The following is a 21,311-nucleotide window of genomic DNA, read 5'->3' as shown; positions in this document are numbered from 1 at the left end:
AGCACGGTGCTATAGAGAACTAAAAAAAGAGCCGTTAAGCTCTTTTTTTAGTTCTGAACAAACATTTGTGTTGCCGCGACTTTCAATACCGGCTCGCTTCCAAGGATAGCGGTAATTGAGCTTCAATTTCTTCAAGCTCTTCCATTGGCACTGCATACTGCTCATGTCCATGATAAGTCTCTACTAAGGCATACTGCTCTTGCTCATCAATGACTAATATTTTTCCTAAGCGCCCCAAATATTCAACATTCATACCTTTTGTAACCGTCGCCATAAGCTGCACCTCCATCTCGATAACAGAAGAAAATACGAGCAACTTGAATGCTAGGATCAAAAAACCGGTCATCAAGACCGGCTTTTAATCATCATTTTTTGGCTGAGTTTAAAGGCGTCCCGCTTATTTCGCGAATTCTACACCAATCTCAATATCACCATTTAACGTTTCCAGCATGCTGTCTAATGCGTTACGCTCAAAGTCACTCAGTTCACCGTAGCTAAGGATCGCTTCTGCCCCCTCTTTGCCTAGTTTAACGGGTTGAGCGAAGAATGGGGCGTGTTCGCCTTCACCTTCAACGTATGCACATTCAATCACGTTCTCTTCACCTTGAAGCGCTTTCACTAGAGCAAGACCAAAACGACAAGCTGCTTGACCCATAGACAGTGTCGCACTACCGCCACCCGCTTTCGCTTCGACGACTTCCGTACCTGCATTTTGGATACGAGTCGTTAATGCTGCGATTTCCTCGTCAGTGAACTCGACGCCTTCAACTTGAGAAAGGAGAGGAAGAATCGTTACGCCTGAGTGACCACCGATAACAGGAACACGGATGTCGCCTGGATCTTTGTCTTTTAGTTCAGCAACGAACGTTTCAGAACGAATGACATCAAGAGTGGTAATACCAAATAGACGACGCTTGTCGTAAACGCCCGCTTTCTTCAGTACTTCAGCCGCAATTGGCACCGTTGTGTTTACAGGGTTCGTGATAATACCTACGCAAGCGTTTGGACATACAACTGCAATTTTTTCTGCAAGGGATTTAACAATACCAGCATTTACATTGAAAAGATCAGCGCGATCCATACCCGGTTTACGCGCCACACCCGCAGAGATCAACACCACATCCGCACCTTCTAGTGCCGGTGTTGGATCTTCACCTGCATAACCTTTGATCGAAACAGGCGTTGGAATATGGCTAAGATCGGCAGCAACACCCGGTGTTACCGGTGCAATGTCATAAAGAGCAAGATCTGAACCAGCAGGTAGACGATTCTTAAGTAATAGGGCTAGGGCTTGACCGATGCCACCAGCGGCACCAATAACAGCTACTTTCATTATTATTCTCCTTGAGGGCTTTTTCTTATACGTTCTTTGTAGGGTAATTTTTGAGCTAACTTTAAATTAAAAAACTATAATAATCACAAAGTGATTACAATCAATTAACGCTATCTTTGCGACTTCGCGCAAGTCAATAAAATCGTGCTACACAGCGAATTCGTATTATGGCGATAATCAACTGAAATAACAAAACAAGTCATCACAAATAACACATTATTCCATTAAAAATTTACAGTGATACAACTAACAAATTAATGGGATACTTTGACTAAAATTGAATATGTATGCGAGAATATGCAGATATCTTTATTAATGAATAAGAATGACATATGCGCAATACAGAAAAACAAGACAACTTAGTTCGCGCTTTTAAATCGCTATTAAAAGAAGAACGTTTTGGTTCACAAGGTGAAATTGTTGATGCCCTAAAACACGAAGGTTTTGAGAGCATTAATCAGTCTAAAGTTTCGCGTATGTTAACCAAATTTGGGGCTGTTCGAACACGCAATGCCAAAATGGAGATGGTTTACTGTCTGCCTGCTGAGCTAGGAGTTCCAACCGTTTCTAGTTCTCTAAGAGAGTTAGTGTTAGATATTGACCACAATAATGCCTTGGTTGTCATACATACCGGACCAGGTGCGGCACAACTGATCGCTCGCTTACTGGACTCATTAGGTAAGTCGGAAGGCATACTCGGCGTCGTCGCTGGTGATGATACCATCTTCATCACCCCAACCTTAACAGTAACGACTAAGCAATTGTTCGATTCAGTATGCGAACTGTTTGAATACGCTGGGTAATTTTTTACGGTTGCATAATCATTTATCACAATAATGGGTCATGAGCCAATCATTCACTTCGTGACCCAGATCACAGACTGAAATATCTTCTCCTTTTGCTGGTCACACAGTCCAACCTGTTGATTTAAAACAATTAACTATCAAATCAGACTCGATATCCCCGCCTCACTCACTAGATTTATTATCTATGTTTTTTAACATTTGAGTAATTTCCTGCCAAATTTTGCTATTATCCAGCCACTTTTTCATCACATGGATTGAAAAAGGTGCCGTTTCCAAATAGGAAACTCCAGAAACAACTACACTTGTTTCAGGGTTAATAATGAATAAAGGAAGGGAAATTCATGGCATTTACCAAACTTATCAAAGTTGGTGCTATTGCAGCTGCTGTAATGGGCGCTGGCGCTGTTAACGCTCAAGAGTTCATCACAATTGGTACCGGTTCAGTTACGGGTGTTTACTACCCAACTGGCGGTGCCATTTGTAAATTAGTGAACAAGGGCCGTAAGGACCATAACATTCGCTGTTCTGTTGAGTCGACAGGCGGTTCTATCTACAACGTTAACACCATCCGTGCTGGTGAACTTGATTTTGGTATTGTTCAATCGGACTGGCAATACCATGGCTACAACGGAACAAGCAAGTTCAAAGATCAGGGCGAGTACAAAAAGCTGCGCGCTATGTTCTCTCTACATACAGAACCGTTCAACATCATTGCTCGTTCCGATTCTGGAATCAACAATGTTGCTGACCTCGCCGGCAAACGTGTCAACATAGGTAACCCAGGTTCAGGTGACCGTGCAACCATGGGCGTTGTCATGGACGCAATGGGTTGGACTAACGATAGCTTCAAACTGGCTTCTGAACTGAAAGGCTCTGAGCGTTCACAAGCACTTTGTGATAACAAGATTGATGCATTCATCTACATGGTTGGCCACCCGAATGGATCAATCAAAGAAGCAACGACGTCTTGTGATGCAAAACTGGTTTCAGCAACCGGACCACAAATCGACAAAATCGTAGCTGAAAACCCATACTACGCTTACACCACAGTACCTGCTGGTATGTACCGAGGCACAGATGCTGACGTAAACAGCTTCGGTGTAGCTGCAACAATGGTCACAACGTCAGATGTTTCTGATGAAGTCGCCTACAACGTTGCTAAGGCTGTATTTGAAAACTTTGCCACCTTCAAACGCCTACATCCTGCCTTTGCAAACCTGAAAAAAGAAGACATGGTTAAAGCGGGTATCTCGATCCCACTTCACCCTGGCGCAGTAAAATACTACAAAGAAGTCGGCCTTCTAAAGTAACTCTACTTTAAGCCGACTCAACCAATAAGGAGGGGCATCCTCCTTATTGGCTTTTCACGTTTATAAAAACAATATAAGTGAAAAGAGCAAACCTTTAAGTTTCTCCCATTTGGAGGACTTACCTTCGTATCAAGCCTAAGACAAAGCGGACAAAAATGTATTCCCTGTCAGTTCACGACACTGGATAAGGAATAAATATTGTCTCGTTGTTCGTTATAAAGGCAGACCATCAATATTAAGGATAAAGTACATGACGCAGACAACATCACCGTCTCCAGATGTGCAAGAAATGGTGGCACAATCAGACACAGGTGCGCGTAGCCCTCACGGTATCCAAGGCCGTATTTTATGGTTTGTGCCTCTCTGTTGGTCACTGTTCCAACTTTGGTATGCATCTCCGCTGCCGTTCATTTTTAACTTCGCTATTTTAAATGACACTGAAGCTCGAGCGATTCACCTTACCTTTGCTATTTTCCTAGCCTTTACCGCTTATCCAGCCATGAAGAACTCGCCTAGGGATCGCATCCCTGCTGTCGACTGGATATTAGCGCTGGTAGGCAGTTTTTCAGCTTCTTATATCTATATTTTCTATACAGAACTTGCTGGCCGTTCAGGCGCACCCACTACATTCGATATTGTTGCAGCGGTATTCGGTATGGTTTTACTGCTTGAAGCAACACGACGCGCTTTAGGTCCACCTCTTATGGTTGTGGCAGCTGTATTCCTACTTTACACCTTTGGCGGTCCACACATGCCCGACGTGATCGCCCACAAAGGTGCGAGCCTAAACAAGGCAATGTCGCATCTGTGGCTAACAACTGAAGGTGTATTTGGTGTTGCACTTGGTGTATCAACGTCATTCGTATTCTTGTTTGTACTGTTTGGTGCAATGCTAGAACGTGCGGGGGCGGGTGCTTACTTCATCAAGGTTGCATTCTCTCTACTTGGTCATATGAAAGGCGGCCCAGCAAAAGCCGCCGTTGTCGCATCAGGCCTTTCTGGTCTCGTGTCCGGTTCATCGATCGCTAACGTGGTCACTACCGGGACTTTCACCATTCCTTTGATGAAAAGAGTCGGATTCTCAGGTGAAAAAGCCGGGGCGGTAGAAGTTGCCGCTTCAACCAATGGTCAATTAACACCACCCATCATGGGGGCTGCTGCATTCTTGATGGTTGAATATGTGGGCATCTCTTATGTAGAAGTCATCAAAGCCGCACTACTGCCTGCCCTGATCTCTTACGTCGCTCTCATTTACATTGTTCACTTAGAAGCCTGTAAAGCAGGCATGACTGGCTTACCTCGCCGTCACACACCAACTATCGTACAAAGCCTCCTCTCTTTCACTGGTACCATTTTAGGTCTCTGTGTGATCAGTGCTGCGGTTTACTACGGTGTCGGTTGGACAAAAGATGTCTTTGGCGATGCCGCAACACCGATGGTGACGGCTGCTCTATTGATCGCCTATATTGCCTTGGTCCGTGTTTCAGCAAAATATTCAGCGGAAGGTGGCATGGATATCGATGCCGAGCTAACGGAAGTTCCGGATCCTGGCCCTACGATTAAATCGGGCCTCCACTTCCTCTTGCCTATCGTGGTTCTTGTTTGGTGTCTGACTGTCGAACGCTTCTCTCCAGGCCTTTCTGCCTTCTGGGCGACTGTATTTATGATCTTCATTTTGACCACACAGCGTCCTTTAATGACTCTGATGAACAAGTCAGACGATCTTGCAGAGCAAACAAAAGCAGGGTTCATTGACTTATTAGAGAGCTTGGTGGCAGGTGCTCGCAACATGATCGGTATCGGTGTCGCGACAGCCGCAGCAGGTACGGTTGTCGGCGTGGTAACTCTGACCGGCATCGGCTTAGTCATGACCGACTTCGTTGAGTTTATCTCTGGTGGCAGCATCATTCTTATGCTGCTGTTTACAGCGGTCATCAGCTTGATCTTAGGGATGGGCTTACCCACAACGGCAAACTACATCGTTGTATCGACCTTGATGGCTCCGGTAATTGTGACCTTAGGTGCGGCGCACGGCCTAATCATTCCACTGATTGCGGTTCACCTATTCGTGTTCTACTTCGGTATTCTTGCCGATGATACACCTCCGGTTGGTTTGGCTGCATTCGCAGCCGCCGCGATTGCAAAGTCAGACCCTATTCGAACGGGTATTCAAGGATTTACCTACGACATACGGACCGCGATATTACCGTTTATGTTCATTTTCAATACCCAACTACTTTTGATGGGCATTGATTCTTGGTGGCATCTAGTACTGACAATCTTCTCTTCGGTAACGGCTGTACTGATCTTTGCCGCTGCAACGCAAGGTTGGTGGTTTACCAAGAACAAGTGGTGGGAAACAGTACTGTTGTTAGTGCTAACTTTCTCTTTCTTCCGCCCAGGTTTCTGGTGGGACATGCTCTATCCAGATAAAGTTCTTTCACCTGGAGTTGAGATCGCTCAAATCACAGAAGGTCTATCTGTGGGACAATCTCTTGAGTTAAGAGTGGGTGGCGAAAACTTAGAAGGTGACTATTCTGAGAAAACGGTTCGCCTTCCATTTAAAGATTCTGCGATAACAAGTGAAGACCGGATCGCTTCAATGGGCTTAATGCTGACGAAATCTGAAGGCAAAATGATTGTCGATATGGTTGAGTTCGGTAGCCCGGCAGAAGCGGCTGGCATTGACTTTGATTGGGAAATTAAATCCGTTATCCAAGACGCAGAAAGACCAATGAAAGAGTGGGTATTCTTACCTGCCCTACTGATTTTAATTGGCTTAGCGATGAACCAAAGAAGGCGTGCTCGTCAAGATGAGATTAGCGCGTGATGGATAGAGCCAAGTAGCGCTCAACTCTACTTGGCTTTATTACATGGAAAGGATAATCACAGCGCTTGGTCAAGACTCTGCGCTGATAAAAAAGAGAAAAATACATGTATAAACAAATCCTTGTTCCTGTTGATCTTAACGATAAAGGCTTTTCTGACAAAGCTGTTGAATTGGCGGTATGGCACGCAAAACACTGTAATGCTGAAATCCACATCTTGAACGTATTACCGGGCATTCACATGTCGATGGTGGCATCTTACTTCCCGAAAGATGCCGCAAATCAAATGAAGCTCGATGTTAAAAATCAGCTGAAAGAGTTTGCCGACAAATACATCGACGATAAAGTGGTTTATAAGGTTCACGTTGCCGAAGGCAAGACCTACACGACGATTCTAGATTACGCAGAAAAGCTTGGGGCTGACCTTATCGTGATGCCTAGCCATAAGCGTTCGAAAATCGACAACGTGGTGCTTGGTTCTGTTGCAAGTAAAGTGGTACAGAACTCCCCCATCAATGTATTGGTCGTTAAGCCGCAAGGCTAACTCACTGAATCGACACAACGATTCCAAAAAGGTTGGCCTAAAAGCCAACCTTTTTTGTTTTGTGCTCGCACCATTTAATTCATCAATCAACTGACTAAGTTCTGCGGATTACCGGCAACAAACCCATCAATATTGTCGATTAAGATATCAGACAGCTTTTGAATTGAACTGTCACTGCCCCACGCCACATGAGGTGTCAGCAGTAAATTAGGTAAGTGACTGTGAACCAATAGTGGATTCGACCTGTCTGCCGGTTCTTGTGTAAACACATCCATACCCGCGCCTGCAATCTCATGATTTGTCAACGCTTCGACCAAGGCTTGTTCATCGACGAGTCCACCACGGCCTGCATTAATTAACACCGCACTTGGTTTCATCATTGCTAGCTCTCGCTCTGAAATCAGATTTCGAGTCGCGTCGGTCAGCGGACAATGTAAGCTGATCGCATCAGCTTGCTGCATCACAGTATCAAAAGGCAGATACCCCTCTCGACAACTGTTCGCCCCTTTGCGCTCTGCAAAAATAACGTTCATGCCTATCGCTTTAGCCAATATCGCCGTTGCTTGCCCTAAACTGCCGCTGCCGATTAAACCGAATGTGCTGCCTGCTACATCTTGAATCGGATGTGTAAAAAAACAGAACTGTTTATCCTTTTGCCACTCGTTAGCTTCGATGTCACGATGATAACCAACGAGGTTTCGCTTTAACGCAAACAGCATCGCAATAACATGCTCAGGAACCGATTGAGTCGCATAGCCTTGCACATTGGCTACTGCGATATTGTTACCCTTACAATACTCGACATCGACATTATTGACACCAGTCGCTGACACCGCGATCAACTTGAGTTGTTGTGCTTGAGCTAAATTGTCAGCGTTGAGTACAACCTTATTGGTAATAACAACATCCGCTCCCGCAACCCGATCAGCAACGAGTTCTGGAGCCGTAAAATCATACTCGACCCACTCATGTTCAAAGCAGAGAGGTTTCAAATGGATTTGAGATGGGATGGTGGCTCTATCAAGAAAGACCACTTTCAACTTCGGCATTGTACGTCCTTGAATTGATATTGATGACACCATTCTAAGCTTTTCGCTTACTGTAGTCTGGAAGCTCTGGCGCAATTTCAAAGTGCTGATCGATTTGTGGCGATGCTTGAGGATAAAACTCACACGGAACAAAGGCTTTGAATAACTGATCATTAGCCGGGTGATAAAAACAGAGTTCACATGCGTGCAAAGCTAACCTATCGCTATAGTTAAATGCATCTGGCGTGGCATAAAACTCGTCACCCACAATTGGGTTCCCTATCGCCATGCAATGCACTCGCAATTGATGAGAACGCCCCGTTATTGGCAGTAGCTTTAATAAGGTCGTTTGCTCTTCCTCTTGTTCAACCACATAACGCGTTTGTGATGCTTTGCCCTGCTCGAAGCACACTTTTTGTCTTGGTCGATTCGGCCAATCACAAATAAGTGGCAAATCAATCAAACCCGCTGCTTTTTCCACTGAACCCCATACTCGCGCGTAATAGAGTTTGTGCGTCAGTCGATATTGAAACTGCTTTTTTAAATGACGCTCTGCCTGTTTGTGCTTGGCTAACAACATTAAGCCGGAGGTGGACATATCTAAGCGATGCACGACTTGAATATTCGGAAACTCGATAACCAACCGACTCCACATACTGTCGTAATGATCAGGCAATCGACCCGGAACAGAAAGTAGACCTGCAGGTTTGTTGACCACGAGAATATCGTCATCTTGATAAACAATATCAATCCAAGGGTCACGTGGTGGAGTGTACAGTTCTAACGCCATTGAATCCTCTTAGTGGCTGCTTAATAAATTATCTTGTGACTACTCTGTTTATTAAAAAGTACAATTTAAGTCATTTTTGTACATAAAAGTTGACGACTTTACAAAACATGGTATTGATAGAGTCTCGAATAATAGGAACCTCAACATCAAAGGAAAAATGATGGAAAGTATGGTGAAAACCCCCACCCAACAAGCACAAAAACCGGCCTCCCTATCAAGTTTAATCAAATCTCTTGGCCCAGGTATTATGATGGCTGCCGCGGCTGTCGGCGGCTCTCATTTAGTCGCCTCAACCAAAGCTGGCGCTATTTATGGTTGGCAGCTCGCGGCTCTTATTATCCTTGTTAACGTGTTCAAATACCCATTTTTTAGAGCCGGAATCCAATACACACTCGGAACCGGTCAAAGCTTGGTGGAAGGTTACTCTAACCTAGGTCGCCCATACCTTGTGATCTTTTCGATCTTGAGTGCTATTTCCGCAGTCGTGAATACCGCTGCCTTGCTGTTATTCAGTGCCAGCCTACTCAGTTACTTTGTTCCTTTCGATTTGGCCACCAGTACGCTTTGTATGATCGTACTCGCGACCTGTTTGATCATTCTATTTGCGGGCCACTATCGCGCTCTTGATACGCTATCCAAAGTGATTATGGCGATCCTGACCATTACAACCTTAGCGGCGGTTGCGATTGCTATCGGCTCTCCGGTTGAACCTGATGCGGCTTTTGTTCCCCCATCACCTTGGTCATTGGCCGCTATTGGCTTTATCGTGGTGACCATGGGTTGGATGCCTGCGCCTATCGAGATCTCCAGCATCACCTCTATGTGGCTAAAAAGCCAAAAAGAGAAACAAGAAGTGACCGCTCAATCAGCACTGTTCGATTTCAATGTCGGCTATATTGGTACCGCATTGCTTGCTTTAGTGTTTGTTGCGTTAGGCGCGCTAGTGCTTCACGGTTCCGGTGTTGAACTGTCTCGATCTGGTGTTGGCTTCACTCATCAATTGGTCGGCATCTATGCGTCTACAATTGGTGAATGGTCTCGTCCATTAATCGCTGTTGTCGCTTTTTTCTGTATTTTTGGCAGCACCATTACGGTTATTGATGGCTACTCACGAGTGCTTGCTGAATCACAGCGCTTGCTACTCAAAAAAGAGTCGAATCCAAGAATGCTGCAAGGCTGGATCATCATTATCTCTATCGCTGCATTGGCGATTGTGATGTTCTTTAGCGCAGCACTGATGCCAATGCTTGATTTTGCGATGGTGCTTGCCTTTGCGACTACGCCATTCTTCGCGCTGCTTAACTTCATCTTAGTGAACAAAGCTAAGCTTCCAGAAGCACTGGCCATTGGCAGCAAACTAAAATGGCTGTCTGTCGCGGGTCTTGTTTACCTGTTTGGTTTCTTGGCGGTATTTGTTTGGTGGAAGTGGTTAATGTAATTCCTCAGCCAATACATCTTTCAACCACCAATACACATTTCAAACGCTAGATAAACATAAGGCCTTCATCATGAAGGCCTTATTTCGTTGCAGCATGTCGCTAATTGAAAACTAGTTGTGAGAAACCACAATCAAGCGTAAGGAATCTAGCTGAACCTGAGCTTTGCTGATATAACCTGTCAGTTCATTGATTTGAGTTTCAATGACCTCTAGCTCTTCATCACGAATGTTAGGGTTCACGGCTTTAAGCGCTTGTAGACGCTCTAATTCACCGTTCAGGTTAGTCTGCATGTCTCGTTGAGCTTGTTCACGCACTTCTTCCACTTTAGGGAGTACGTGCGTCTCAGCCGCTTCGATTAACTTATGAATCTCACCTTGTACCGAGTTAACCAACTTGCTCGCTAGGTGACGGTTTACAGGGCTGAGTTGACGGTTAAAGCTGTCGAACTCAACCTGAGCTGATAAATCATTACCACGGCCATCCATCATCAAACGAATTGGCGTCTTAGGTAAGAACTGGCTGATACCGCTGCGTTTCGGTGCTTGCGCATCCACTAGGTAAACCAACTCAAGCAGGATAGTACCTACTGGCAGCGCTTTGTTTTTCAGTAGCGATACCGCTGATGCACCAACACCTTCACTCAGTAGCAGATCAATACCGCCCTGAATCATTGGGTGTTCCCAGCTAATGAAGTTCATGTCTTCACGAGAAAGCGCCGTATCACGGTCAAACGTAATGGTTGCGCCTTCGTATGGTAAGCCTGGGTAACTTGGTACCATCATGTGTTCAGACGGCGTCACAACCAGAGCATTCTCACCCTTGTCGTCTTGGTTTAAGCCAATGGTGTCGAACAGGCTCAGGGCAAACGTCACTAGGTTAGTATCGCCGTCAGTCGACGCAATCTTCTCTGCAATTTCATGCGCTTTGTCGCCGCCGTTTGAGTGCATCTCTAGTAGGCGATCTCGGCCTTTTTCTAGATCTGATTTCAAGCTTTGATTTAGCTTAGCCGACGCTTCAATCACTTCATCAAGTTGCTCTGTGTTACCCGAAGCCAGCATCTCGATAAGAACATCTGAGTACTTATCGTAAACCGTGCGACCCGTTGGACAAGTTTCCGCAAACGCATTCAGACCTTCATCGAACCAACGCGCAAGAATCGCCTGTGATGTGCCTTTGAGATAAGGAACATGAATGTCGATATCACGCAGTTGACCGATACGGTCCAAACGACCAATACGTTGCTCAAGCAAGTCTGGGTTGAACGGTAGATCAAACATCACTAATTGGTTAGCGAACTGGAAGTTACGACCTTCAGAGCCGATTTCACTACAGATCAGAACCTGAGCACCGCCCTCTTCTTGAGCAAAGTAAGCTGCCGCTTTATCACGCTCTAGAATCGACATGCCTTCATGGAATACCGTTGCACGTACACCTTCACGCTCACGCAGTGCTTGCTCTAATTGCAAAGCGGTACTTGCACGAGAAGCGATCACTAGGATCTTTTCGCTGCGCTTGTCTTGGATCTTTTCAATCAACCAGTTAACGCGTGAATCGAACTGCCACCAGCTTGAGTCTTCACCTTCAAACTCTTGGAAGATCTCTTCTGGGTACAGCATCTTCATTGCACGAGCCTCGGGGGCCATCTTGCCCCCGATCATGCCCGATACTCGCATCGAGGTTGTATACTGCGTTGGAATCTCCATCGGCAGTAGGTTGACATTACGCTTAGGGAAGCCTTTGATTGCAGCACGTGTGTTTCTGAAAAGAACACGACCTGTACCATGGCGATCCATAAGGTTATCAATTAATTCTTGGCGAGCTAACGCTTGCTCTTCTTCGCTACTATCACCCTCGATAACGCGGAATAGAGGCTCAACATCTTGCTCAGAAAGCAGTTCAGTAATCTGATTCTTCGCGCTATTTTCAAGCTTCACACCTGAGAACAGAGCCGTTACTGCATCTGCAACCGGTGCGTATTGCTCTTCTTCTTCTACGAATGCTTGGTAATCGTAGAAGCGATCAGGATCCAGCAGACGCAGACGCGCAAAGTGACTTTCACGACCCAGTTGCTCAGGCGTTGCGGTGAGTAGTAGTACACCAGACGTATTTTCCGCTAGGCCTTCCACCACTTGATATTCACGGCTTGGTTTGTCTTGGCTCCACTCAAGGTGGTGCGCTTCATCGACAACCAACAAGTCCCACTCGCCTTCAAGTGCTTGCTCGTAGCGCTTACGGCTCTTACGTAGGAAGTCTAACGAACACAGAACGTATTGCTGGGTATCAAATGGGTTGTCTGATTCGGCGAAGGCTTCAATACAACGCTCTTCATCGAAGATAGAGAAATGCAGATTGAAACGGCGCATCATCTCGACTAACCACTGGTGTTGTAGCGTTTCAGGCACCACAATCAGAATACGTTCCGCACGGCCAGACAACACCTGTTGGTGGATGATCATGCCCGCTTCGATGGTTTTACCTAGGCCAACTTCATCGGCCAGTAAAACACGCGGAGCGTGGCGACGCCCCACTTCATGAGCGATGTATAACTGGTGAGGAATCAAGCCAGCACGCATACCACACAAGCCACGCATCGGGCTCTTGTGTTGTTGGTACTGGTTGCTCAGCGCGCGGTAACGCAACACAAAATTATCCATACGGTCGATTTGACCCGCGTACAATTTGTCTTGTGGCTTGTTAAAGCGGATTTGGTTACTTAAAAAGATTTCACGCAGAGTCACCTCTGTCTCTTGAGTATCTTCACGAGTGCCTAAGTACGTCAGTAACCCTTTATCTTCGATAACTTCCTCGACAGATAGAGACCAACCATCTTGGCATTCGATGACATCGCCTACATTAAACGTTACTCGGGTTACGGGAGCATCAGTACGTGCATAAACACGGTTTTCTTCTGATGCTGCAAACATTAGTGTCACTGTGCGAGCATCCATTGCTACAACGGTACCTAAACCTAAATCGCTCTCCGTATCGCTTATCCAGCGTTGCCCCAAAGCAAATGTCATGAATCGACTACCTCAATCTTATAGTTGGAATTTGGTCTTCTTAACTGCAGTTTCAAACAAGAACGCTCGCGTTCCTGAACTAAAAATATAGCCAAAAATACCTAGTTTGCAGCCACTTTTTAAGTGCGCTCTCAATAATCAATATCTCGAGAAAATGGTGCAGAAAAAGGTCGCTAATCTTACTCGATGCTGTGATTTAGGTCACGCCTAAAGGCGATGATTTCACACTTTTTTTCTGTTTTCGTCAGTGCAATCAAACTGTCAAAAATTCATGGTTAATCTATCAGTAGCAGATTGCTGCTCTCAAACGAATACGCCATATTCACTCATAACGATATGGCGCTGTTCCTCTAGATGAAGTTTAGGTGAGTAGTTGACTATCACCAGAATCAGAGACTAATCTTTATATGAGTTTTATCTACGTTCAATGAATGCAAAGCAAGCCGCACGTCGGCAAGGAGATGCTATGGGCGAGACCAACCGGAAGCTATTTGTTTTAGACACCAATATCCTACTTCACGAACCCTTCGCTATATTTTCTTTCCAAGAGCACGATGTCGTTATCCCCATGACAGTGCTAGAAGAACTCGACAGAATCAAAGACAGTAAAAGAGACGTTGCTCGAGACGCGAGAATTGCGATTCGAACGCTCGAAGACCTGTTCAGGGAAGCCACACCAGACCAAATATCAGAAGGCATCCCTTTTTCTAAAGACATAAACGCATCCGGCAGTATTTCAATACTCGCTGACTACGAACTTCAAGAAAGCATCAAAGCCTTCGCTGATGACAAGGCTGGTGATAACCGAATCCTCAACGCAGTCCTCTATCTTCAAAATAAACGCGCACCACGCGAAGTGGTTCTTATCACCAAAGACATCAACATGCGCTTACGAGCCAAAGGCGCCGGTGTTCGTTTTGTCGAAGATTATCAAACCGACCAACTGATTGATGATATCCAATACCTCACCAAAGGCTTCCAACAACTGGAAGGCTCGTTTTGGGATGGTATCGATAATGTCGAGAGCAGAAGTTTAGGCGGAAAGACGCTACACACCTTAGCAAGAGCACCTTTCGAGCCAACCTTCCTCAACCAATATGTGATTGACGAAAAAAGTGATTTTGCCGCTCGAGTCGAGGAGATTGAGCCGGAAAGCATTACCCTGAGAGACCTCAGCCGCGAACGACTGATGAATCGCAGGGCATGGGACATCACACCAAAGAACGTCTATCAGGGGATGGCAATTGATGCACTACTCGACCCTGATATTGATCTTGTGATTCTCACTGGCGCCGCAGGTAGTGGTAAAACGCTGTTAGCCATGGCTGCTGCACTTGAACAAACCATTGAACACAAACAGTTCGATAAGATCATCGTAACCCGAAACACACCTGACATTGGTGAGTCGATAGGTTTTCTTCCGGGTACAGAGGAAGAGAAGATGCTGCCTTGGTTGGCCGCGGTGACCGATACACTGGAAGCGCTGCACAAGAACGATCACTGTACAGAAGGCTCGATGAAGTACATCTGTGACAAAGCCAACATCCAGTTTAAATCAATCAACTTCATGCGTGGCCGTTCGATCCAGAATGCATTTGTGCTTTTGGATGAGTGTCAGAACCTCACTGCTTCACAGATCAAAACCATCATCACCCGTTGTGGTGAAGGTACTAAGATCGTCTGCTCAGGAAACCTCGCGCAGATCGATTCTTCCTACTTAACCCCTGTGACCTCTGGCTTAACCTACATGGTCGAGCGTTTTAAAAACTTCGAAGGCAGTGCCAACATCCACCTCAATGGTGTGGTGCGTAGCCGACTGGCTGAGTTTGCAGAAGAGAACATGTAATCGTTTTTTGGCTCTTACTCATCATTCACCCAAAAACAAAAAGCGCCTCACAATAGAGGCGCTTTTCAATTTATCTTTATCGTAACTTTACAGAGGCTAGTCTGCTTTACTCCGTACCACCGACGGTGAGCGAGTCTAGCTTCAATGTTGGTTGACCAACACCCACTGGTACACTTTGACCAGCCTTACCACACACACCAACACCACGGTCGATGCTTAGGTCGTTACCCACCATAGACACTTGCTGCATTGCTTCGATACCAGAACCAATCAATGTTGCGCCCTTCACTGGGTGAGTGATCTTACCGTTTTCAATCATGTACGCTTCAGAAGCGGAGAATACAAACTTACCTGATGTGATATCAACCTGACCACCACCGAAGTTCGGTGCGTAGATGCCTTTCTCAACCGTTGCGATGATCTCTTCCGGCGTGTGTTCGCCCGGTAGCATGTATGTATTCGTCATACGTGGCATTGGAAGATGCGCGTATGACTCACGACGACCATTACCTGTTGGTACTACACCCATTAGACGCGCGTTCAGCTTATCTTGCATGTAACCTTTTAGGATGCCGTTTTCGATGAGCGTGTTGTACTGACCGTTCACACCTTCATCATCGACATTTAATGAGCCACGCAGGTCCGTTAATGTACCGTCATCGACAATCGTACATAGGCTTGAAGTGACTTGTTCACCTACTTTACCCGAGAATACTGATGACGCTTTACGGTTGAAGTCACCCTCTAAACCGTGGCCTACCGCTTCATGCAGCAGAACGCCCGGCCAACCAGAACCAAGAACCACTGGCATTGCCCCCGCAGGTGCAGCAACCGCTTCGAGGTTCACTAATGCTTGGCGAATCGCTTCATCCGCAAATTGGTAAGCCACTTTAGAGCCGTCGACATCGCTTAGGAAAAAGTCGTAACCAAAACGGCCACCGCCACCCGCACTGCCACGCTCACGGCGATCGCCTTTCTGTGCAAGTACACTGATTGATAGACGAACCAGCGGGCGGATATCACCAGCGTACGTTCCGTCTGTTGCGGCGACAAGCATCTGCTCATGCACACCACTTAGACTTACCGACACTTCAGTCACCATCGGCTCTTTAGTACGAATGTACGCATCCAGTGATTTCAATAATTCAGTTTTTTGCTGTTTTTCCCAACTCGCTAATGGGTTTACCGCATCATAGTAAGCTTGATTGGCGTTGCGTTTGAATGCTTGAACTTTCCCATTTTGACCCTGCTTCGCGATGCCACGCGCCGCGATGGCACTTTGGTTAAGGCCCTCTAATTGGATTTGATCAGAATAAGCAAAACCGGTTTTCTCGCCAGAGACCGCACGAACACCTACACCGCAATCGATATTGAAAGAACCGTCTTTGATGATACTGTCTTCGAGCACCAAAGATTCATGCCAGCTTGACTGAAAGTAGAGATCAGCATAATCAATTTGGCGGGTAGCAATGCTCGCCAATGTATCTGCGATATTTTGCTCTGTCAGCCCTGTTGGGGTCAGTAGCGCTTCTTCAATTTGCTTAATACTCATAGATGGCTCTTGTTTGTAATTAAAATTGATTGGTAAATCGAGTATGTTGCGTGATTGGCATATTTTGCCGAATGGACTCGCAACTGGATGTGTCTATCTCAACCACCATACTTTTAGGATCTTGGTCTAACTGTGCGACCACTCGTCCCCATGGATCAACCACCATTGAGTGTCCCCATGTTTCTCTTTGGCAAGGGTGTTTTCCGCCTTGCCCTACCGCAACAATCCACGACTGTGTTTCAATCGCACGGCATCTTAATAATGCTTCCCAGTGCGCTTGACCGGTTACCGCAGTAAACGCAGCTGGTACCACGATGATCTGCGCGCCTTGCTGGCGTAACTCTGAATACAAGTGAGGAAAGCGCACATCATAGCAAATACTCAGCCCTAAGTGACCAAAAGGCGTTTCCGTTGTCACAACTCGGTCACCCGGTGTGAAAATATCGGACTCTCGATAGCACTTGTGGGCATCGGCGACATCCACATCGAACATATGTAGCTTGTCATAGTGAGCCACTAAGCTGCCAAAGTCATCAATCACTAGAGTCGTTGTGGTGACACCCTTCGCTGTACTTATCGGCATACTGCCAACAATGATCCAAATACGATGAAGCCTAGCTAACTCAGCCAGTTTTTTCTGTAATGGACCACCATTCAATGGCTCGGCATACTGGTGATAATCCGCTTTGCTACCGAATACCAATGCATTCTCTGGGCAAACGACCCATTTAGCCCCTAACGCCTTACACTTGGCTACCTCTTTGGCGAGATAATCAAAGTTTAATTCAGGGCTAGGGCCAGAGGTCATTTGAATCAACCCAACACAATCCATGTGCGTCACTCCTCCATTCTTTATGATTCAGAAATCAGCATTTTCCGTCTATAAACTGGCGAATGAATTCACTCGCCAATTCATCGATTCGCTATTCACGCTTATTTCGCTAATTCTCTCAGTTTTTCTGGTAACTGGAATTCACCAGAGCTTCTTGATATCTCACTTACCGTTGGTGAATCTAGTGGCCCTTTCACCGAATAGTTGACTTGGGTAAAGACCTCCACAACCGGCGAAATAACCGTGGTGACCGCCAATACATACAGAGCGGTTTGTGGGGCTACCGCAAAGGCCGTTAATACAGGAATGCCCGAGGTAATATCAGGCGTGAAGTTCACCTCTGCATCGACTTGACGAGTATTAAGGTTAGCAATACCTTTGATCTTCATATCACCCGCGACGGCATCCATAGTTAGGTCGTTGGTCAGGAAAATACCATTCTTAATTTTACCCGTGCCGACAATACTATTAAACGCCATCCCGTTGTCAAAAACATCAGAGAAATCAAGTTGCATCTTACGAATGATCGAATCGAGGCTAAACAAACCAAGTAATCGAGCCGCGCCACTCACATCCGAGATCATGCCTTTACCAAACTTAGTTTTAACATTGCCCTCAAGAGTATCCATTTGGATCCCCCAAGGAGCCCCCTCCCAATTCAATTGACCTTCTAACGCAAATGGCGCTTTTTGAATTCCAGAAGTAATACCAAAACGTTCCATTAACTCACTGTTGTTTTCACCTTCAACATCAAGAGATAACGACGAATAGCTCTGGCCCTCTTTCAATTCCCACCAACCACTGACATCGGCTTTGTTCCGACCGCTTAGAATATGAATCTTCTTCCACTCGATACGATCGTCTTTCCTTACCATTTCAACATCAACTTTACCGACTTTGTAACCTTGCAGCCAAAAATCATTAATCGTCAGCGTCAAGTTAGGCATCGCGTCATGAATTTTTCTATCGAGTTCAGAGACCGATGGTGCCTTTTGTGGGTTGCGTTGCCGTAATGGATCTTGGTTGATGCCTTCGCCCCACTCAGGAACAAATAAATGCAAGCGATCCAAAGAAACACTTAAATCGTAAGGCGCCTGATAATTAATATCCCCTTCGAGCTCTTGGCTGGACACTTCCATTTGCCACGCCTGCTTGTTTTTACGAGCGCTAAAATCAACATCATTCCAAGAAATACCACCTAAAATTAACTCTTTGCTCTTAAAAGTAATACGACTTGGCGTGGGAATCGTCGGCGTATTCATTTGGCTGAGCACTGCGTTTGACTTTTTTACAGGCTCTGTCACTACCGCTAACCAATCATCGGCATTGAATTTGTCGGTACGAATCAGTGCATGATGGCCAACGACAGGACTAATTTTGTAACCACCACGACCGAGCACTAAATTGGTGGCCGTTAACTTGGGAACATCCCCCGTGATATCTATTTCAGCCTGATATTTGGTGTTAGGTAACTGCAAACGTGCAGTAATCGATTCTTGGTTACCCGAAGCTTGAAGTCTTGCTGAACCACTTTCCAATGCTTTTTTAGTCAATGGATATGGGTAATCACTGGCTAAAAACTTAAGATCGGACTGCAGGTCCAATTGGTAACTAAAGCCGACATCATTGAGCTGTATATCAATCTGACTTTGCCATGGAGCATGACCTGACAAGCGACTTAACCAGCGCTCACCAATGTAAGGTTCTAGAGGTTTAACGTCCCAATCACCTAACACATCAATATCAACGGCATAGCCAGGACCATCATTAAGGCCCTTAAAATCAAGCGAGATACCTTGGTTAAGCAGATCCGCCGCGAGGCCATTGGCCGTTACCACATCGTTATCAAATTCAATACGCCCAGTCGTATGTTCAAGTACCATCGGCGGAGCTTCCATCTCAACATGATTACCACTCAGATCGGCATACCCCCAAGCCCTGGGTTCTTTACTCGAATCAAACGGGATATTGAGCTGAAATTCAGAAGAGACATCACCACTCACTTTAAGCGCTGTTAAAGCCGCTCCCACAGAATCAACCAGTGGCGAAGCCATCATGTAGTCACGGACAGCATTGCCTGACGCCGTTGCCTTAGCTTCAATTTCGATATGACCACCTTGGCCTAGATAAGGAATGCGCCCTGTAATTCGGTCAGCCTTCACATCCATTAATTGAGCTGAGCGAGAATCTAAATACATCGCATCATTTTCAAACAAAAGGTCAAGTTGAAGATCACTGATCAGTGGCCACGCGGTATCAAAACTGAACTTAGCATCTTCTAAGCCAACCCAAACTTGGAAAACCCCCTCATGATGGGAGTATGGAAACTGATCCAATTCACCATACCAAAGTAGCTTAACGGTATCGGCTTTACCCGCTTGAATCGCAGTCGAAAGATAGTTAGTTAAGTCTTGACCAAGGGCTAATGTCGGCAAGTAACGCCATGTTTCACCGACGTTGTAAGCATCCGCTTCCCCGTAAAAAGAGAGGTATGGGCTCGCATTGTTTGGAAAATCCAAGCGAAATGCCCCCAACACTTGTAAATCTGGTGTTGCTGCGGTGATTTTATCTGACCAAAGTTTCCAACCACTTTCATCTTGTTGCCAAAAAATATCAAGCTGACCTTGTTTAATATTCAGTGGCGCTTGGAACACATCGCCATATGGAAAGACATCATCAATAACGCTCAAACTGGCTTTCGCTTCTGATGTCGAGCCAGACACGCTACCTGAAACTTGGCTAAAACCCGGAATCAATTCCCATTGCTTGATAGCCAGATCAGAAAAATTGGCTGAATAACGTAAGCTTTCGATACTTGAATCCATGGATACACGAATATCGGAAACCAAACCTCCGGGAGCGAGCGAATCCATCATTTCGGTCGATGGTTTTGAATCGGGCAACAACTTAATCAATGGCGTGATGGTTCCGATATCTAGCTCAGAAACGTTGAGCTTCCAAGGGCCTTGACTCCACTGAAAAGCCACATCCAGTTCAGGCCAGGGCGTGTCATCTGTTCTCAACTTAAGTGAGTGCCCACTGACTTGCCAGCCTTTTTTCAAGGGGGTAAGCTTAAATACACCAGACTCGAACATCAAATCGTGCAAGCCATCTTCATTCCAAGTTAATTCAGAAGGCAACACTTCAACATAAGCACTCACTGGCTGACTATTTTTCAACGTTACCCAGCTATTGAGGCTAACAGTACCCGTTTCAATGCCAGACTCCTCCTGCATGTAACGAGTTAACCAAGGCTTGATCGAGATATTATTCGCGCTGACATAAAACTCCCCGGTCATATCGACCAACGAACCGCCATCCACAAAGTTAGCACTTACTGACAAGGAGTTTAAGTTAGCGTCCTTAATACTCACCACACCTTCCGCAAGGTGATGTTTACCTGAATTTTGCCATTTTAGATTTTCAATATCGAGTTGGCGTTCTTCATCAGAAACCGTGCGATAGATGAGGGTTGAATTTTTAGCGGTCACATCCACTAATGTTTTTAAGAGCAAATTATCCAGCTCTTGCATCACTCGCTTTGAAGAATTCGACTCTTTTGAGGAGGGTTCCTTATCACTTTGCCCAGCAAACAGATCAATAGAGCGAATATCAAGGTACATTTTATTCATGACCAGATCGGCGACAACCGGACGCATCTGAATCAGTGATTGAACCAAGTCAAACTCAATTTCAACACGCTCAACCGAAAAGAGCGCATCTTCAGTATTTGGAAGGTTGGCTTTAACGCCTTGCAGAGCAATAGAGGGATGCGTATTCCGCCAAAAACCGCCAACATCTTGAATGGAAAATTCAAAACCGGAATGCTGGTTTACCCAAAGCGAAATTTCAGCTTGGTACTTGTTCAAATTGGGTAAGGCTACACGCAGTGTAGTAACGGCAATGGCTAGTGTTACTAAAAGAGTAACCACTAGCCATAAACATGCTCGAAGAATTAGAGTAACGCTTGAACTCACAAAATA

The 21,311-nt window shown here is 45.7% G+C and carries 14 protein-coding genes; 6 read left to right on the top strand and 8 right to left on the bottom strand.

The genetic code is table 11. From position 1 onward, the window contains the following. Nucleotides 1–82: 82 nt before the first annotated feature. Both OCU36_RS01775 and mdh read right to left on the bottom strand, forming a co-directional pair. Nucleotides 83–274 (bottom strand): hypothetical protein, encoded by a 192-nt coding sequence (locus OCU36_RS01775; RefSeq protein ID WP_261838773.1) that lies wholly within the window; start codon nucleotides 272–274, stop codon nucleotides 83–85. A 123-nt stretch (nucleotides 275–397) separates the two neighbouring features. Then, on the bottom strand, nucleotides 398–1,333 hold the full coding sequence (gene mdh, locus OCU36_RS01770) for a malate dehydrogenase (protein ID WP_261838772.1): 936 nt from the start codon (nucleotides 1,331–1,333) through the stop codon (nucleotides 398–400). Between the two features lie 332 nt (nucleotides 1,334–1,665). Between mdh and argR the strand changes: the two genes are divergently transcribed. The 4 genes from argR to OCU36_RS01750 all read left to right on the top strand — a co-directional run bounded on the left by argR (nucleotide 1,666) and on the right by OCU36_RS01750 (nucleotide 6,821). Next, nucleotides 1,666–2,136 carry a transcriptional regulator ArgR gene (gene argR, locus OCU36_RS01765; RefSeq protein WP_076676203.1) on the top strand — a complete coding sequence of 157 codons (471 nt, stop codon included), beginning with the start codon at nucleotides 1,666–1,668 and terminating at the stop codon, nucleotides 2,134–2,136. A 344-nt stretch (nucleotides 2,137–2,480) separates the two neighbouring features. Beyond that, nucleotides 2,481–3,449 carry a TAXI family TRAP transporter solute-binding subunit gene (locus OCU36_RS01760; RefSeq protein WP_261838771.1) on the top strand — a complete coding sequence of 323 codons (969 nt, stop codon included), beginning with the start codon at nucleotides 2,481–2,483 and terminating at the stop codon, nucleotides 3,447–3,449. Between the two features lie 250 nt (nucleotides 3,450–3,699). Continuing rightward, on the top strand, nucleotides 3,700–6,279 hold the full coding sequence (locus OCU36_RS01755) for a TRAP transporter permease (RefSeq protein WP_261838770.1): 2,580 nt from the start codon (nucleotides 3,700–3,702) through the stop codon (nucleotides 6,277–6,279). Nucleotides 6,280–6,383: 104 nt separating this feature from the next. Continuing rightward, nucleotides 6,384–6,821: a universal stress protein gene (locus OCU36_RS01750; protein ID WP_261838769.1), complete on the top strand. Its 438-nt coding sequence runs from the start codon at nucleotides 6,384–6,386 to the stop codon at nucleotides 6,819–6,821. 86 nt (nucleotides 6,822–6,907) lie between these two features. Here OCU36_RS01750 and OCU36_RS01745 read toward each other — a convergent pair whose 3' ends face one another. Both OCU36_RS01745 and rluA read right to left on the bottom strand, forming a co-directional pair. Further along, a complete protein-coding gene (locus tag OCU36_RS01745) occupies nucleotides 6,908–7,870 on the bottom strand; it encodes a D-2-hydroxyacid dehydrogenase (protein WP_261838768.1) in 963 nt (320 codons plus the stop codon). A 34-nt stretch (nucleotides 7,871–7,904) separates the two neighbouring features. Beyond that, the gene (rluA, locus tag OCU36_RS01740) at nucleotides 7,905–8,639 is read right to left on the bottom strand and encodes a bifunctional tRNA pseudouridine(32) synthase/23S rRNA pseudouridine(746) synthase RluA (RefSeq protein WP_261838767.1); all 735 of its coding nucleotides are present in this window, start codon (nucleotides 8,637–8,639) and stop codon (nucleotides 7,905–7,907) included. 160 nt (nucleotides 8,640–8,799) lie between these two features. Here rluA and OCU36_RS01735 point away from each other — a divergent pair, with 160 nt between their 5' ends. Next, nucleotides 8,800–10,077, top strand: a complete 1,278-nt coding sequence (locus tag OCU36_RS01735) for an NRAMP family divalent metal transporter (RefSeq protein WP_372040533.1) — start codon at nucleotides 8,800–8,802, stop codon at nucleotides 10,075–10,077. Nucleotides 10,078–10,188: 111 nt separating this feature from the next. Here the strand turns inward: OCU36_RS01735 and rapA are convergent, their stop codons facing one another. Beyond that, nucleotides 10,189–13,098 carry an RNA polymerase-associated protein RapA gene (gene rapA / locus OCU36_RS01730; protein WP_261838766.1) on the bottom strand — a complete coding sequence of 970 codons (2,910 nt, stop codon included), beginning with the start codon at nucleotides 13,096–13,098 and terminating at the stop codon, nucleotides 10,189–10,191. Between the two features lie 466 nt (nucleotides 13,099–13,564). Between rapA and OCU36_RS01725 the strand changes: the two genes are divergently transcribed. Beyond that, nucleotides 13,565–14,944, top strand: a complete 1,380-nt coding sequence (locus OCU36_RS01725; protein WP_261838765.1) for a PhoH family protein — start codon at nucleotides 13,565–13,567, stop codon at nucleotides 14,942–14,944. Between the two features lie 106 nt (nucleotides 14,945–15,050). Here the strand turns inward: OCU36_RS01725 and tldD are convergent, their stop codons facing one another. The 3 genes from tldD to OCU36_RS01710 all read right to left on the bottom strand — a co-directional run bounded on the left by tldD (nucleotide 15,051) and on the right by OCU36_RS01710 (nucleotide 21,305). Then, nucleotides 15,051–16,496, bottom strand: coding sequence for a metalloprotease TldD (gene tldD, locus OCU36_RS01720; RefSeq protein WP_261838764.1), 1,446 nt, complete (start codon nucleotides 16,494–16,496; stop codon nucleotides 15,051–15,053). A gap of 19 nt (nucleotides 16,497–16,515) precedes the next feature. After that, nucleotides 16,516–17,328, bottom strand: a complete 813-nt coding sequence (locus tag OCU36_RS01715) for a carbon-nitrogen hydrolase family protein (protein ID WP_261838763.1) — start codon at nucleotides 17,326–17,328, stop codon at nucleotides 16,516–16,518. 101 nt (nucleotides 17,329–17,429) lie between these two features. After that, entirely contained in the window at nucleotides 17,430–21,305 is a 3,876-nt protein-coding gene (locus tag OCU36_RS01710) for a YhdP family protein (RefSeq protein ID WP_261838762.1), read from the bottom strand. Nucleotides 21,306–21,311 lie beyond the last annotated feature (6 nt).

The organism is Vibrio artabrorum (assembly GCF_024347295.1).
Taxonomy (GTDB): Bacteria; Pseudomonadota; Gammaproteobacteria; order Enterobacterales; family Vibrionaceae; genus Vibrio; species Vibrio artabrorum.
This window is presented reverse-complemented; position numbering and strand designations above follow the sequence as displayed.

Bases quoted from the DNA above. Each gene is read 5' to 3' on its own strand.
- OCU36_RS01725 (WP_261838765.1), top strand. From the start codon at position 13,565: ATGGGCGAGACCAACCGGAAGCTATTTGTTTTAGACACCAATATCCTA.
- argR (WP_076676203.1), top strand. From the start codon at position 1,666: ATGCGCAATACAGAAAAACAAGACAACTTAGTTCGCGCTTTTAAATCG.
- mdh (WP_261838772.1), bottom strand. From the start codon at position 1,333: ATGAAAGTAGCTGTTATTGGTGCCGCTGGTGGCATCGGTCAAGCCCTA.
- OCU36_RS01760 (WP_261838771.1), top strand. From the start codon at position 2,481: ATGGCATTTACCAAACTTATCAAAGTTGGTGCTATTGCAGCTGCTGTA.
- OCU36_RS01775 (WP_261838773.1), bottom strand. From the start codon at position 274: ATGGCGACGGTTACAAAAGGTATGAATGTTGAATATTTGGGGCGCTTA.
- rapA (WP_261838766.1), bottom strand. From the start codon at position 13,098: ATGACATTTGCTTTGGGGCAACGCTGGATAAGCGATACGGAGAGCGAT.
- rluA (WP_261838767.1), bottom strand. From the start codon at position 8,639: ATGGCGTTAGAACTGTACACTCCACCACGTGACCCTTGGATTGATATT.
- OCU36_RS01750 (WP_261838769.1), top strand. From the start codon at position 6,384: ATGTATAAACAAATCCTTGTTCCTGTTGATCTTAACGATAAAGGCTTT.
- tldD (WP_261838764.1), bottom strand. From the start codon at position 16,496: ATGAGTATTAAGCAAATTGAAGAAGCGCTACTGACCCCAACAGGGCTG.
- OCU36_RS01745 (WP_261838768.1), bottom strand. From the start codon at position 7,870: ATGCCGAAGTTGAAAGTGGTCTTTCTTGATAGAGCCACCATCCCATCT.
- OCU36_RS01755 (WP_261838770.1), top strand. From the start codon at position 3,700: ATGACGCAGACAACATCACCGTCTCCAGATGTGCAAGAAATGGTGGCA.
- OCU36_RS01735 (WP_372040533.1), top strand. From the start codon at position 8,800: ATGGAAAGTATGGTGAAAACCCCCACCCAACAAGCACAAAAACCGGCC.
- OCU36_RS01715 (WP_261838763.1), bottom strand. From the start codon at position 17,328: ATGGATTGTGTTGGGTTGATTCAAATGACCTCTGGCCCTAGCCCTGAA.